Origin of the sequence: Xanthomonas sp. D-99, from assembly GCF_017746145.1 — a bacterium.
Classification (GTDB): domain Bacteria; phylum Pseudomonadota; class Gammaproteobacteria; order Xanthomonadales; family Xanthomonadaceae; genus Xanthomonas; species Xanthomonas cissicola.
Genome location: NZ_JAGHWU010000011.1, coordinates 68,885 through 83,200 on the forward strand (window position 1 = coordinate 68,885; position 14,316 = coordinate 83,200).

General features: G+C 65.3%; 13 protein-coding genes and 1 pseudogene. 9 read left to right on the forward strand and 5 right to left on the reverse strand.

Going from position 1 to position 14,316, the window contains the following annotated elements; translation table 11 throughout:
* Positions 1-188: 188 nt before the first annotated feature.
* Positions 189-1,217, reverse strand: coding sequence for an EF-P beta-lysylation protein EpmB (epmB, locus tag J7360_RS05255; RefSeq protein WP_209033408.1), 1,029 nt, complete (start codon positions 1,215-1,217; stop codon positions 189-191).
* Between the two features lie 102 nt (positions 1,218-1,319).
* On the opposite strand from epmB, the gene efp reads away from it, so the two are divergent.
* From efp to J7360_RS05285, 6 genes are all read left to right on the forward strand, one after another.
* Entirely contained in the window at positions 1,320-1,886 is a 567-nt protein-coding gene (gene efp / locus J7360_RS05260) for an elongation factor P (RefSeq protein WP_007962665.1), read from the forward strand.
* Positions 1,887-2,080: 194 nt separating this feature from the next.
* Positions 2,081-2,866, forward strand: a complete 786-nt coding sequence (locus J7360_RS05265; RefSeq protein ID WP_033481181.1) for a hypothetical protein — start codon at positions 2,081-2,083, stop codon at positions 2,864-2,866.
* Between the two features lie 17 nt (positions 2,867-2,883).
* Positions 2,884-4,221, forward strand: coding sequence for a TRZ/ATZ family hydrolase (locus tag J7360_RS05270; protein WP_057660964.1), 1,338 nt, complete (start codon positions 2,884-2,886; stop codon positions 4,219-4,221).
* A gap of 31 nt (positions 4,222-4,252) precedes the next feature.
* Entirely contained in the window at positions 4,253-4,972 is a 720-nt protein-coding gene (ubiG, locus tag J7360_RS05275) for a bifunctional 2-polyprenyl-6-hydroxyphenol methylase/3-demethylubiquinol 3-O-methyltransferase UbiG (RefSeq protein ID WP_007962668.1), read from the forward strand.
* A gap of 85 nt (positions 4,973-5,057) precedes the next feature.
* Positions 5,058-5,750 carry a phosphoglycolate phosphatase gene (locus J7360_RS05280; protein WP_057660966.1) on the forward strand — a complete coding sequence of 231 codons (693 nt, stop codon included), beginning with the start codon at positions 5,058-5,060 and terminating at the stop codon, positions 5,748-5,750.
* 28 nt (positions 5,751-5,778) lie between these two features.
* Positions 5,779-6,468, forward strand: coding sequence for a hypothetical protein (locus tag J7360_RS05285; RefSeq protein WP_057660969.1), 690 nt, complete (start codon positions 5,779-5,781; stop codon positions 6,466-6,468).
* A 337-nt stretch (positions 6,469-6,805) separates the two neighbouring features.
* Here the strand turns inward: J7360_RS05285 and J7360_RS05290 are convergent.
* Positions 6,806-7,986, reverse strand: a pseudogene (locus J7360_RS05290) (putative acyl-CoA thioester hydrolase).
* A gap of 420 nt (positions 7,987-8,406) precedes the next feature.
* On the opposite strand from J7360_RS05290, the gene J7360_RS05295 reads away from it, so the two are divergent.
* The 3 genes from J7360_RS05295 (at position 8,407) to J7360_RS05305 (ending at position 10,295) form a co-directional block, all read left to right on the forward strand.
* Positions 8,407-8,910 (forward strand): pyridoxamine 5'-phosphate oxidase family protein, encoded by a 504-nt coding sequence (locus J7360_RS05295; protein ID WP_008573434.1) that lies wholly within the window; start codon positions 8,407-8,409, stop codon positions 8,908-8,910.
* Between the two features lie 119 nt (positions 8,911-9,029).
* Positions 9,030-9,911, forward strand: coding sequence for an MBL fold metallo-hydrolase (locus J7360_RS05300; protein ID WP_057660971.1), 882 nt, complete (start codon positions 9,030-9,032; stop codon positions 9,909-9,911).
* 93 nt (positions 9,912-10,004) lie between these two features.
* Entirely contained in the window at positions 10,005-10,295 is a 291-nt protein-coding gene (locus J7360_RS05305) for a hypothetical protein (RefSeq protein ID WP_022559300.1), read from the forward strand.
* 56 nt (positions 10,296-10,351) lie between these two features.
* On the opposite strand, the gene eutC is transcribed toward J7360_RS05305, so the two are convergent.
* From eutC to eat, 3 genes are read right to left on the reverse strand one after another with little or no spacing between them, the layout of a single operon-like run.
* Entirely contained in the window at positions 10,352-11,167 is an 816-nt protein-coding gene (gene eutC / locus J7360_RS05310) for an ethanolamine ammonia-lyase subunit EutC (RefSeq protein ID WP_057660973.1), read from the reverse strand.
* Entirely contained in the window at positions 11,164-12,573 is a 1,410-nt protein-coding gene (locus J7360_RS05315) for an ethanolamine ammonia-lyase subunit EutB (protein WP_057660975.1), read from the reverse strand. Before J7360_RS05315 ends, eutC begins: the two co-directional genes overlap by 4 nt.
* Complete coding sequence (gene eat / locus J7360_RS05320) at positions 12,570-13,934, reverse strand: ethanolamine permease (RefSeq protein WP_057660978.1); 1,365 nt, start codon at positions 13,932-13,934, stop codon at positions 12,570-12,572. Before eat ends, J7360_RS05315 begins: the two co-directional genes overlap by 4 nt.
* Between the last annotated feature and the right edge of the window lie 382 nt (positions 13,935-14,316).

Genomic DNA, 14,316 nt, shown 5'->3' on the forward strand with positions numbered 1-14,316 from the left:
GGCTCCATCGCGCCCGGGTGCGCTGCTGGGAAAAGCGTGTTTGGGTCGTTGCAGCGGTCATCGCCGGGGACTTCGCGCAGCGCTGGATAACAGCGTAGGAGCGCACCTGGGCGCGACCGGGCGTTACCGGTAAAGCTCCATCGCGCCCGGGTGCGCTGCTACGACGGATCGGGCTGAGGTAAGGGCGGTTACAACGGCCGCTTGCCGGTATCGCCGGGAATTTCGCGCACCAATCGTGGCACCAGATAGCCGGACAGGCGCGCGGCCAGCTCGGCATGCAGCGCGCGCGCGCGGGCATCGTCCACTTCGAAATGCGCCACGCCGGCGACCCGGTCGAGCTGATGCAGGTAGTAGGGCAGCACGCCGGCGGCGAAGCTGCGCTCGCTCAACGCCGCCAGCGCATCCACGCTGTCGTTGACGCCACGCAATAGCACGGCCTGGTTGAGCAATTGTGCGCCGGCCTCACGCAGCCCCTGCGCGGCGGCGTCCACCGCGGAATCGAATTCGTTGGCATGGTTGGCATGCAGTACGAACGCCACCGGCCACGGCAGGCTGCGCAGCCAGGCCAGCAGTGGCGCATCCACGCGCTCGGGCAGCACGATCGGCAGGCGGCTGTGGATGCGCAGGCGTTTGAGGTGCGGAACGGCGGCCAGGGCGTCGGTGAGTTCGGCCAGCTTGGGCGTGGCCAGCGAGAGCGGGTCGCCGCCGGAAAGCAGCACTTCCTCGATGCTTGGGTCGGCGGCGATCGCGACGACGGCGTCGCGCCAGCCATCGCGCGCAGCGGTCTCTTCGGCATACGGAAAGTGGCGGCGGAAGCAGTAGCGGCAGTGCACCGCGCAGCTGCCGGTGGCGATCAGCAAGGCGCGGCCGCGGTATTTCTGGATCACCCCAGCAGCGGTCCTGGCGGCGGCATCGCCGACCGCGTCCAGGCCGAAGCCGGGAGCCGGCTGCATTTCCGCATCCAGCGGCAGCACCTGGCGCAGCAACGGGTCATGGAGGTCGCCATGGCGCATCCGCGCCACGAACGCGCGCGGCACCCGCAGCGGAAACTGCGCGGCGGCGGCATCGCTGATCGCCGCCGCCTGCGCATCCAGGCCCAGCAGCTGCAGCATCACGCGCGGATCGCGCACGGCGTCGCGCCATTGCTGTTGCCAGCGCGAAGGCGGCAGGGCGGGGGGCGGGGATGGCTGTAAGGCGAGGGGGGCTGCGGTTATCATGTGCGGTCACAAAACCAAATGCCCGCCGGTTGCGGCGGGCGCCCCATTCTAATCCGACCTGCCACCGCGTGGCGGGTCGTGGTCTTATCGAGGAGCTGCACCATGGCCACTGTTGGCATGAACGACGTCAAGAACGGCATGAAGATCCTGGTCAACAACGAGCCGGCGGTCATCACCGAGACCGAATACGTCAAGCCGGGCAAGGGCCAGGCCTTCACCCGCATGAAGTACCGCTTCATCAAGTCCGGGCGCGTGGTCGAAATGACCATGAAGGCGACCGACGATGTGGAAGTGGCCGACGTGGTCGATACCGACATGCGCTACCTCTACAGCGATGGCGAGTACTGGCACTTCATGGACCCGGAAACCTTCGAGCAGGTGCAGACCGACAAGGCCGGCATGGGTGGCGCCGACAAGTGGCTCAAGGGCGAGGAAGACTGCATCGTGACCTTGTGGAATGGCACGCCGATCTGGGTGCAGCCGCCGAACTTCGTCGAACTCAAGATCACCGAGACCGACCCGGGCGTGCGCGGCGACACCTCCGGCGGCGGCGGCAAGCCGGCCACGCTGGAAACCGGCGCGGTGGTGCGCGTGCCGCTGTTCGTCAACCAGGACGAAATCATCAAGGTCGACACCCGTTCGGGCGAATACTCGGCGCGCGTCAAGTAATCCGGATGCGCCTGGGACGCCGGTCCGGTCGAGCGGTACGCAGTGCCAGTGTCCTGATGGCGTTAGGAGCAGCTGACAAACCGACTGCCCAGTCGCCAGGCTTGGGCGGCCCGTGTCCGGAATCGGCGCCTAGCATGCGGACACCGCAGGTCCCGTGCGCCGTCCGCACCCACCTGACGCGCGTTCGCGTTGCGTTGCTGGCCGGGCTGAGCGGCATGCTGGCCGCCTGCCCGGTGCTTGCGCAAACCGCCACCGCCTGCGACGCGCAGAGCGTGGCGGCGGTGGCAGCTGGTGCGGCATCCGGCGCCGCAGGGGCGGTGCCGGTCGAACATGCGGTGGCACAGACCTGCAAGCCGTGGCCGTACGACCCATCGATACGGCTGGCGGCCATTGCGTTCGCCGGCGATGCCACCACCGAGGCAGGCGAACGCAACCTTGAGTTGCGCGTAGCCATGCTCGATGCCCGCACTGCCCAGGTCGTCGCGTTGTACACGCAGGACATGGGCGAGGATGCCGGCTTCGAACTTGCTGCCGACAGTCTGCGCCTGGACACCGCACGCTATGACCTGGCACCGGGCGTGCGCGCGGTTGGCGTGGTAGTGCACAGCGTTGCGCGCGGGCCCAGTTGCCCGGATTTCGACAGCAACGACGCATTGACCTTGCTGGTGCGCGAACAGCGCCGGTTGCGCCCGGTGCTGCAGCGGGATCTGACTGTGTGGCGGCGGGTGGAAGGCGAACCATGCAACTGGGGCGCGACGGGTGTGGTGACCGAGCGCGGCACGCTCACCCTGTCGATGGACGCGCCGGTCCACGCGGGCTATGCCGACATCGCACTTACTGCCAACCTGGTGACTTCGACCACGGTCGAGGATGCAGAGGATATCGAGCGCACGCACCGCCAGCGCCAGCTGCTGCGCTACGACGGCACGCGGTATGCGCCTGTGTCACGCTCCGACGGCTCCTGGCCGTTCGGCAACTAACTTCAATGGATCCACTCATGACCAATGCCCCGCCCGAACCCTGCGACCTGCTGATCGAGGCCGGCTATGTCGTGCCGATCGAACCGCATGCGGTGGTGCTGGAAGACCACGCGGTGGCGGTCACTCACGGCGTCATCGTTGCCGTGCTGCCGATTGCCGACGCACGCGCGCGTTTTGCGCCCAAGCAGACCGTGTCGCGGCCCGATGCTGCGTTGATGCCCGGCCTGGTCAATGCGCATACGCATAATCCGATGACGCTGCTGCGCGGCGTCGCCGACGACCTGCCGCTGATGGTGTGGTTGCAGCAGCATATCTGGCCGGTGGAAGCGGCGGTGATCGGGCCGGAATTCGTGGCTGATGGCACCACGCTGGCAATCGCCGAAATGCTGCGCGGCGGTACGACCTGCGTCAACGAAAACTACTTCTTCGCCGATGTGCAGGCGGCCGTCTACAAGCAGCACGGTTTCCGCGCGCTGGTGGGCGCGGTGATCATCGATTTCCCCACTGCCTGGGCATCGTCGGACGATGAATACTTCGCGCGTGCCGGCGAGTTGCACGATCAATGGCGCGACGATCCGTTGATCAGTACCGCGTTCGCCCCGCATGCGCCGTACACCGTCAACGATGCCAACTTCGAACGCGTGCGCATGCTGGCCGACCAGCTCGACATCCCCGTGCATCTGCATACGCACGAAACCGCGCAGGAAGTGGCCGATTCGATCAAGCAGTACGGCCAGCGCCCGCTGGCGCGGCTGGATCGCCTGGGCCTGGTCAACGACCGCCTGATCGCGGTGCACATGACCCAGCTCACCGATGCGGAAATCCATCTGTGCGCCGAGCGCGGCGTCAGCGTGGTGCATTGCCCCGAATCCAACCTCAAGCTCGCCTCGGGTTTTTGCCCGGCATGCGCGCTGCAGCGTGCGGGCGTGAATCTGGCCATCGGCACCGACGGCTGCGCCAGCAACAACGACCTGGACATGTTCAGCGAAAACCGGACCGCCGCGATCCTGGCCAAGACCGTGGCCAACGATGCGACCGCGCTGGACGCGGCCACTACCTTGCGCGCGGCCACCCTGGGCGGCGCGCGTGCCTTGGGCTTCGGCGACACCATCGGTTCGATCGAGGTCGGCAAGCAGGCCGACCTGGCCTGCGTGGACCTGTCTGCACTGGAAACCCAACCGCTGCACCACGTGTTGTCGCAGTTGATCTACGCGGCCGGCCGCCATCAGGTCACCGATGTGTGGATCGCCGGCAAGCCTAAACTGGTGCAGCGCGAGCTCATCGACATGGATACCGCCGCCCTGGTCGCCAACGCGCGGCAATGGCGCGAACGCATCCGCACCGTCCGCGCCTGAGCGCGCGTCACCGCATCACGGAGCCCCCCGCATGAATTCGAATACGCACGCCAAATCCAGCAATTTCCATCAGAGCGAGCTGGATAAATTCGCCGCACTGGCCAATCGCTGGTGGGATGCCGACGGCCCGCAGAAGCCGCTGCATGCGCTCAATCCTGTGCGTCTGGAGTATGTGTCCGCGCGGCTGGAACTTGCCGGTGCACGCGTGCTCGACGTCGGCTGCGGTGGCGGCTTGCTCAGCGAGTCGATGGCGCGCCTGGGCGCGCAGGTGACTGCAATCGACCTGGCGCCGGAACTGGTCAAGGTGGCGCGTCTGCACAGCCTGGAATCGGGCGTGCAGGTCGACTATCGCGTGCAATCGGTGGAAGACCTGGCCGCCGAGCAGGCCGGCAGTTTCGATGCGGTGACCTGCATGGAAATGCTCGAACACGTGCCGGATCCGACCGCGATCATCCGTGCCTGCGCCAGCCTGCTCAAGCCGGGCGGCAAGCTGTTCCTGTCCACGCTCAATCGCACCCCGGCCGCGTTCGCGCTGGCGGTGGTGGGCGCCGAATACATCGCGCGTCTGCTGCCCAAGGGCACGCATCACTACAAGGATTTCATCAAGCCGGCCGAGCTTGCGGCATGGTTGCGCAACGCCGGGCTGCAGCTGGAAGACGTCAGCGGCATGCTGTACGAGCCGTGGCGCAATCGCGCCCGCCTGTCTTCGCGTACCGAGGTGAATTACCTGGCGTATGCGGTGAAGCCGTGAGGAGCCAGGATTCCAAATTCGGGATTTGGGATTCGCAACGGCCGTTGGTTGGTGTCTTGATGGTCTCGGTGGCGTGCCGGGCGATATGCAATTGACGACAGCTCTTGCTGCTGTGGGTTTTCCGCGGGTGGTGCTATTCGATCTGGATGGCACCTTGCTGGACAGCGCGCCGGACATGCTCGCGACGGTCAACGCCATGCTGGATGCGCGTGGGCGTGCGCCCGTTGCGTTGGCTTCGCTGCGCCCGGTGGTCTCCAAAGGTGCGCGTGCGATGCTCGGCGTGGCCTTTGCCGAGCTCGATGCCGCGGCGTGCGTTGCGCTGGTGCCGGAATTCCTGCAGCGCTACGAGGGCTTGATTGGTACGCAGTCGCAGCTGTTTGATGGCATCGAGCAGATGCTGATGCGGCTGGAGGATGCCGGCTGCGTCTGGGGCATCGTCACCAACAAGCCCGAATATCTGGCGCGCCTGATCCTGCCGCAGTTGGGCTGGGAGCAGCGCTGCGCAGTGCTGATTGGTGGCGACACGCTGGCCGAGCGCAAGCCGCATCCGTTGCCGCTGGTGATAGCCGCAGAACGCATCGGCGTTGCACCTGCGCAATGCGTGTATGTCGGCGACGATGAGCGCGACATCGTGGCTGCGCGCGCGGCGGCGATGCCGTCGGTCGCGGCGCTGTGGGGCTATCGTCTGGACGACGACGACCCGTCGCGCTGGCAGGCCGATGTGCTGGTCGAGCAGCCGCGGGCGCTTTGGAATCCGGCAACGTGGCCGCAGATCTGATCTTTCTTGGTATTTTTCTGGACCCGCCATGAGCCAATCCAGCGCCCTCGACAGTTTTCTCGACAAGTGGGCAACCCGCTGGCCGGAATGGTCGGTTGCCGAACCGTTCGTGCCCGAGCCGCAACGCCGCCTGGCCGTTGCCTGGTTCGCGTTGCTGCAGGAATGGGAAGACATCATGAATATCGCCGGCGACCCGTTGCCGGCCGATGCCAAGCTGGCGTGGTGGCAGCAGGAGCTGCGTGACTGGTCGAGCCAGCGCTCGCGGCATCCGTTGGGGCGCGTGCTTGAGCCGGTCCGTGCGCCGTGGTCACAGCTGGCCGACACCTTGCCTGCCATGCAGGCCGCACGCGTCCAGCCGCAATCGCTGCAGCACGCGCTAGGGGCATTGCGCACGTTCGCCGAGGCGGTGGTTGCGGTGGAAGCGGTGCTGTTCGCACGGGCGCGGCCTGGCGATGCCACTGCGGTGGCGGTGCAATGGCTGGATGCACGCCAACGCGTGGCTGGCGACGGCGCAGCGCCGGGCGATATCGCCACGCCCGCCTGGCGCTCGCAGCTGCTGCAGGCCTGGCCGCGCAAAGTCGCCTTGGCACGGCCGCACCGGGTGTGGTCGCGTCTGGCACGGCTGCGCTTGCAGCGCGAGCTGGCGGGCAAGCCCGCGTACCCGCCGCCGATGCAACAGCTCTGGCATTGCTGGCGTGCTGCCAGTGGCACCGATTAAGCGGCGCCGGTACGTCAGCTGCGTGCTGCATGCGCGTATATGCGTGGCGGGCGCGGCGGCCCGATCTGTCGTGTTCGGATCGGGGCGATTGGCAGCACAGCGCGGAGATCATGACACCGCCAATTTTGCGCAGGCCTTGGATCAAGGCGTCGCAGTCGAACCGTTCGCACGCTCTGTTACCGGCAGCCGGCGCGCTGCGGTCGTCGCGGCCGAGATGATCGCGTGCTGCGCGACGCCGACAGCGGGCAGGCATCGCGGCAGGACTTCCAGCTCGTCGCGCTACGCAGCAAGCACGGGCAATGCCCGGCTTGCGACGCAGTTGCGGCCAAGCGCTGACTCAATTGGCCGCGCCGGTACCGCTATTTTTATATTCGTAAAAACGGTTGGCCGAATTGGTGCAGTTGCTGCTGCAATACGGGCGGCCGACCGTCGATGCGTTCCATGGCGCGGTCTTGCGGATATGGCTGCCCAAGGTCGAGTCACGCACCGTCACCTGGCCATTGGGCTAAGTGCCATTGACGTAGGCGCTCAGGCTGCCGACGCTTTCGTCCCAGGCACGCCCAAGATAGGTGTTGTTGTCCGGAGAGCCGGAGACACCGGTAAAGCTGCTGTTGATCGCCAGAAATCCGTAGCTGCTGCCGGGACGCGTGCTGGGGGCAAAAATATAGCCGCCGGGGCTGCTGCCCAGACGTGCGCCGGTGGAACGGATGGTGGCGCCATCGAAAACACCGACCCCGGAGCCGAAGATGAAATCGACATCGCCTTCGATGGTGCTGCTCTTGAAATACGCACGGATCACATCGGACGCACTGGTCGCGCTGATCAACAAGGTGTCCTGGTTGCCGGTCAGCAGGACATCCTGGAAGTTGGCCTTGTCGCCACGCACAGCCAGCGCCACCGCTGATTGATTTTGTCGGTGTAGGTGCCTTCCACATAGTTGTTGTCCACGTGCAGATGGCGCGCCTCGAAATTCGCTGCGCGCACCGTGAACGTCGCGCTGTTGGAGGTGCCCACCGTGGTCGCCGACGCATTGCTCGCACACGGATGGCTTGCGGTGCCCGCTGGCTTGGGAGTGGGGTTGGCGTTGTTGAAGCGGATGACGGTGTCGCCGGTGTTTGTGCCCAGCCCGAACAGCGTCAGCGGTGGCGCATTGGTCGGCACGCAGACCAGCTCGGTGTAGGTGCCTGCCTTGATGCTGATGTAGCGGCGCGTCGTGCCGCCGGCAGCCACGGCAGCATCGATGGCAGATTGCACGCTGCGATAGCGCGTGGAGCCGTCGGCAGCCACCGCGTAGTCGGCACTGAGCAGGGCGACACCTGCGGTCGGGTTCCAGTTGTCGGTCACCAATGCGCTGATCGGCCCGGCTTTGGCCAAGGCTTTGGCGATCGTATAAGTGCTCGCTTCGCTGCTGGTGAGTTGCGGCCGTGTGGCGGTGCCGGTCAGTGCTAGTGCAGTGGCGCTGGCAAGGCTCAGCAATGCGGCGGCGATGCAGGTCTTGCGGATATGCGATGCAGACATGTGGTGGCGCTCTCTCGGGAGGGGACGCGTGCGCAAGACGCTGCAGATGCCGGGTAAGCCAGGAGCGGTCACGACGCTGTTGCGCGCTGGCCTGGTGAACGATCGCAACAGGTGTCCGGCCGCTGCGGGATTCCGAGCAATGCAACGCAAGTGCACGAAGCTCGTTGCCATGCGCGGTTCTCGTTCGTGCCGCAGGGGCGGCCGGCCGATCCTACTGCCGTGCTCATGTCTTGGCTGATGACGTATCAGCCAATGTCCCGGAACTGCGAATCGGTCACGCTTTGCGGCCCAATACTGTCGCAACGGACCTCGCGCGCACGCGGACGATATTGCGGTTGCACAACGACGGCGATCGACGGCGCGTCCTCACATGCCGTGGGCGCCGGGCCTTTCAGACTGGCTCACCCGCGTACCACGCGCATGTCAGGAATCGAAATGGCAGACACCAAAGAGTTGCAGGAAAAATTCTGGAAGGCGCTCAAATCAGATCGCACCGTGATGCTGGGCCTGGACGGTGTCGAAGACGGCCACGCGCGTCCGATGACCGCACAGATCGAGGGCGATAGCGGTGGGCCGATCTGGTTCTTTACATCCAAGGACAACGCGCTGATCGCCATGCTGGGGCAGGGCCGCCGCGTCATCGGCGCCTTCAGCAGCAAGGGCCACGACTTGTTCGCCAGCATCAGCGGCTCGCTGCGCGAAGACACCGACCCGGCCATGGTCGACCGGTTGTGGAATCCATATGTCGCCGCGTGGTACGAAGGCGGCAAGACCGATCCGAACTTGGCGCTGCTGCGCCTGGATGCCGACCATGCGCAGATCTGGCTCAACGAGTCGAGCCTGCTGGCAGGAATCAAGGTGTTGTTGGGCGTAGACCCGAAGAAGGATTATCAAGACAAGGTGGCGGACGTTCCGCTGCGCTGACACCTGCCTCGCATACGCCACCGTCAAGGTGGCGTATGCGCGCTGGTTGCGCGATCGGTACCGCTCACCGCTGTGCAACGGCTGCGTTGCAATGCTGGCCCGCCAAGCGGAGCGCGCCGATGCGCGTGCATCACCTCAATTGCATCTCCACCTGCCCGCTAGGCGGCCATCTTATGGACGGCCGTACGCCGGGGGTACTGGATCGCGGCCATCTGTGTTGCCATTGCTTGCTGGTGGAAACCAGCGCCGGGTTGGTGCTGATCGATACCGGTTTCGGCCTGCGCGATGTGGCCGAGCCACGCGCGCTTCTGAGTCGATTTTTTCTGGCGCTGGTCAAGCCAGACTTGCGCGAGGACATGACCGCAATCCGGCAGATACAACGGCTCGGGCTGGATCCGCGCGATGTGCGGCACATCGTGCTGACCCATCTGGATTTCGACCACGCCGGCGGGCTGGACGATTTTCCGCATGCGCGCGTGCACCTGATGACGAGCGAGCGCGATGCCGCACTGGCACAGCGTACCTGGATGGATCGCCAGCGCTTTCGTCCGCAGCAGTGGTCTACGCGTGGGCAGTGGCGCACCTACGATGGCGCAGCAGGCGAGCACTGGATGGGCCTGGAATGCGTGCGCGACCTGCATGGACTACCGCCAGAACTGCTGATGGTGCCGCTTCCCGGCCACACCCTGGGTCACGCCGCGGTTGCGGTGCATACGCCGGAGCGATGGCTGCTGCTGGCAGGTGATGCATATTTCTTCCATCGCGAAATGGATGCAGATGCGCCTTACTGCACGCCGGGGCTGCGTGCTTACCAATGGATGCTGGAAAAGGACCGGACTGCGCGCTTGACCAACCAGCAGCGTCTGCGCGCGCTACGGCAACAGCACGGCGGTGAGGTGGAGGTGTTCTGTTCGCACGATGTAAGCGAGTTCGAGCGCGTTGCCGGGCAGCCGGCCCGACTGCCAAGCGGCGCCTTGCTGCACGCACCCACGCCACAGTGATCTGCGCTTCACCGCACGCCAACGCACCGCAGCGCGATGATCTGCCACCGGCACAGCGCGCTTGCGTGATGACGCCATTCCAGGAGATCGAACATGCAGCAAATTGAAATTGGCCAGATGGTGTTTCTACGCGATGGCGAAGTCGGCGTCGGTGCCATCCGCGACATCCGCAACGAGGGGGCCGAGCTGGTCATCAATATCGAAAACGGCGGCGACTTCGTGCTGCCTGCATCGGTGGTGCGTGATGTGCATTCGGGAAAGGTGATGCTGGATGTCGACAAGCTTCCCGATGATGTACGCAATGCCCTGCGCCATCCGCATGACAACGAGCTGCAGACCAGCACCTATGCCGCCAGCAATATGCAGGATGGGGCATTGAAATAACGGAGTGATTGCTTGCTGAGCGGTGTCGATCCCGGGTCCCGCACACGCCGCGCAGGTCAGTCAGGCAGCAAGAACGTGCGCGGCATGGCATCGGCAGGGCCTGCCAACAATGCAGGTTGCTCGGCTTCGTCTTTCAGCTGCACGCCAGAGAGTTTGCGGCGAAATGCCTCGCGCAGCAGATACTCCAGTTTGTGGGTCGCCTCGGCGTAGCTCAGTCCTTCGGCGCGAATGTTGGAAATGCAGTTGCGCGCTGCATCGGTGAGCCCGACGCGGGGCGTGTAGGTGAGATACAGGCCCAGGCTGTCGGGCGAGCTCAGGCCCGGCCGTTCGCCGATCAGCACGATCACGGCACGCGCGTCGAGCAGCTCGCCGACCTCATCGCCGATCGCCACGCGCCCTTGTCTGACCAATACCACCGGGGCGAGTGACCAACCTTCTTGCGACGCCAGTGCGTCGATCTGGTCGAGCATGCGCGCCGCATGCCGATGGACGGCCAGCGCGGACAGCCCGTCAGCGACCACCACCGCAACGTCATGTCTGCCGCCATGCACGGCCGTGAGGCCGCGTAGCTGGGCGGCGGCTTCCTCGGCAAGACGCCGTCCCAGATCGGGACGTTGCAGATACTGATGACGATCGGCCGCAGCGCTTTGGAGCAAGATGCTGCTGCGCCCGCGTCGCTCCAGCGCGGCCTGAAGCGGTGCCGGGTCGAATGCCAGATGCACCGCATCGCGTGCCTGCGCATGCGCCAGTTGGAACTCCAGGTGCGCGTCCGTGGGCAGACTGGTCCCCACCCGGCCCAGCGCAATGCGCGCGGGGGTCAGTTGGCGCAGTTGCGCCCAGGCATCGCGTGGCGGTCTGGAGGGCGTGCTCATGGCGTCGTTCTACCGCTGACCTGTGCCAATGCACGCCGAAATGGCGCCGGTACTTCGCTGCCAAGTTCGAAGCGACCATCGCGCAGCTGCAGGATGTCGTGCTGCTCCAGCCACTGTTCGAACTCGGGCGCAGCGCGCAGGCCGAGCGCCTGGCGTGCATACAGCGCATCGTGAAACGAGGTGGTCTGGTAATTCAGCATCACGTCGTCGGAGCCGGGAATGCCCATGATGAAATTGATCCCGGCAGTACCGAGCAGGGTGAGCAACATATCCATGTCGTCCTGATCGGCTTCGGCATGATTGGTGTAGCAGATGTCGCAGCCCATCGGCACGCCGAGCAACTTGCCGCAGAAGTGATCCTCCAGCCCGGCGCGGATGATCTGCTTGCCGTCGTAGAGATATTCCGGCCCGATGAAGCCCACCACGGTGTTCACCAGCAGCGGTTTGTAGTGGCGCGCCACCGCATGGGCGCGCACCTCGCAGGTCTGTTGATCCACGCCGTGGTGCGCATTGGCCGACAACGCGCTGCCCTGGCCGGTTTCGAAATACATTACGTTATCGCCGACGCTGCCGCGGCGCAGCGACAGGCCCGCTTCGTAACCTTCCTGCAGCAAGGCCAGATTGATGCCGAAGCTGGCATTGGCCGCCTCGGTGCCGGCGATCGACTGAAACACCAGGTCCACCGGCACGCCACGGCCGATCGCTTCGATGGTGGTGGTGATGTGCGCAAGTACGCACGATTGCGTGGGGATCCGATAACCGCTGATCACCGCATCGAGCATGCGCAACAAGGCGGTGGTTGCGGCCAGGCTGTCGCTGGCCGGATTGATGCCGATCACTGCATCGCCGTTGCCGTACAACAATCCGTCGAGCACGCTGGCGGCAATGCCGGTGGCATCATCGGTCGGATGGTTGGGCTGCAGGCGCGTCGACAGGCGTCCGCGCAACCCCAGCGTGTTGCGAAAGCGGGTGACGACCCGGGTTTTCTGCGCCACCAGGATCAGGTCCTGCACCCGCATCAATTTGGACACCGCGGCCACCATTTCCGGCGTCAGGCCGGGGGCCAACGCGGTCAATGCGGCTTCGTCGGCCTGCGCACTCAGCAGCCAATCGCGAAAGCCGCCCACGGTGAGATGCGCCACAGCGGCAAATGCAGCGGCATCGTGCTGGTCGATGATCAGCCGGGTGACTTCGTCCGCTTCATAAGGCACCACCGCCTCCTGCAGGAAATGCTGCAGCGGTAGATCGGCCAGCGCCATCTGTGCGGCGACGCGCTGCAGGCCGGAATCGGCGGCGAGTCCGGCCAGCTGGTCACCAGAGCGTGCCGGCGTCGCCTTGGCCAGCAGCTGCTTCAGATCGGCAAACCGAAAACGCTCGCCGCCTGCGGTGAAGGCAAAGCCGCTCATCCGGCGCTGGCCGCGGGCGTGTGCTGCGTGCGCAGGCTGAGGACGCAACACACCGCACCGAACAGCAGCAGGCCCAGAAAGATCAAGGCCACAATCGGGTTGAACCACACCATCGCCACCAGGCACACGAGCGCCAGCAGCAGCGCAATGGCAGGCACCACCGGGTACCCCGGTGCGCGGAAACTACGCTCCAACCCCGGTTCGACGCGACGCAGCTTGAACAGGCTGAGCATGCTCATCACATACATCACGATCGCGCCGAACACCGACATGGTAATCATCGCTGCGGTCAACGACATGCCCTGGATCTTGACCACGCTGTCACTGCAGATCGCGGCAATGCCGATGACGCCGCCGGCCAGAATGGCGCGATGCGGCGTGCGAAAACGCGAGAGCCTGGCCAGCCCATGCGGCAGGAAGCCGGCACGCGCCAACGCGAAGAACTGCCGCGAATAGCCCAGGATGATGCCGTGAAAACTCGCCACCAGCCCGAACAAGCCGATCCACACCAGCATGTGCAACCAGGTGGAACTGTTGCCGACCACCGCCTTCATCGCCTGCGGCAGCGGGTCGTTGATGTTGGACAGCTGGCGCCAGTCGCCGACGCCGCCGGCAAACACCATCACCCCCAGCGCCAAGATCACCAGGGTGAGAATGCCGGCGATGTAGGCGCGCGGAATCGTGCGCCTGGGGTCCTTGGCTTCTTCGGCCGCCATCGCTGCCCCTTCGATCGCCAGAAAAAACCAGATCGCAAACGGAATTGCGGCGAAGATTCCGGAAATGGCCGCCGGCCCGAACACGTCGCTGCCGGCCCAGCCGTTGGCGGTGAAGCGCGCCACGCTGAAACCCGGCGCCACCACACCCATGAACACCAGTAACTCGATGACTGCCAGCAAGGTCACGATCAGCTCGAAGGTGGCTGCAATCGCCACGCCGACGATGTTCAAGCTCATGAAGACCAGGTAGGCGCCAATCGCTGCGATGCGCGGATCGAGCGTGGGGTACTGCACATTCAGATACGCGCCGATCGCCATCGCGATGGCCGGCGGCGCGAAGACGAATTCGATCAACGTGGCCAGGCCCGCCAGCATGCCGCCATAGGTGCCGAACGCGCGCAGGCTGTAGGCGAAGGGCCCGCCCGCATTGGGAATGGCGGTGGTCAATTCGGTGAAGCTGAAGATGAAACAGGTGTACATCACCGCGACCAGCAGCGTGGTCACCAGAAAGCCGAGCGTACCGGCGGTGCCCCAGCCGTAACTCCAGCCGAAATACTCGCCTGAAATCACCAGCCCCACGGCGATGCCCCACAACTGCCAGGTGCCCAGGGTCGGTTTGAGGTGCTCGTTGCGCATGTCGCACATCTCCTGCAGTCGGGGGAGGGGAGATGAAGCACGCCCGACGCCGAAGCGACGGACCGACCGTCAGCAACTCAAGCGTTCAGCTGCAGCGGCGCGCGACGGTCGTTTTCGGTTATACCGCAAAGCCCGCTGGCGAACACAAGCACAACGGGTAGGTCGCCGCTGACCGGGTGTGTGCAGCGTGCAGGAGCAACGGCCGGCTGCAGGATCAGTCCATCGAGCGTAAGTCTCTCTCCTGCGGGAGAGGGGATGGGGTGAGGGTAGGCCCGTTCACTACGCTCGCCATCGTCGCGCGCACGTGCGCACAATCATGCGACGCACCAGTTGCCAGCGCGCTATTTCGTCCGCTCAAGCACCAATAATGGGTCGATGCGCACATCGAACC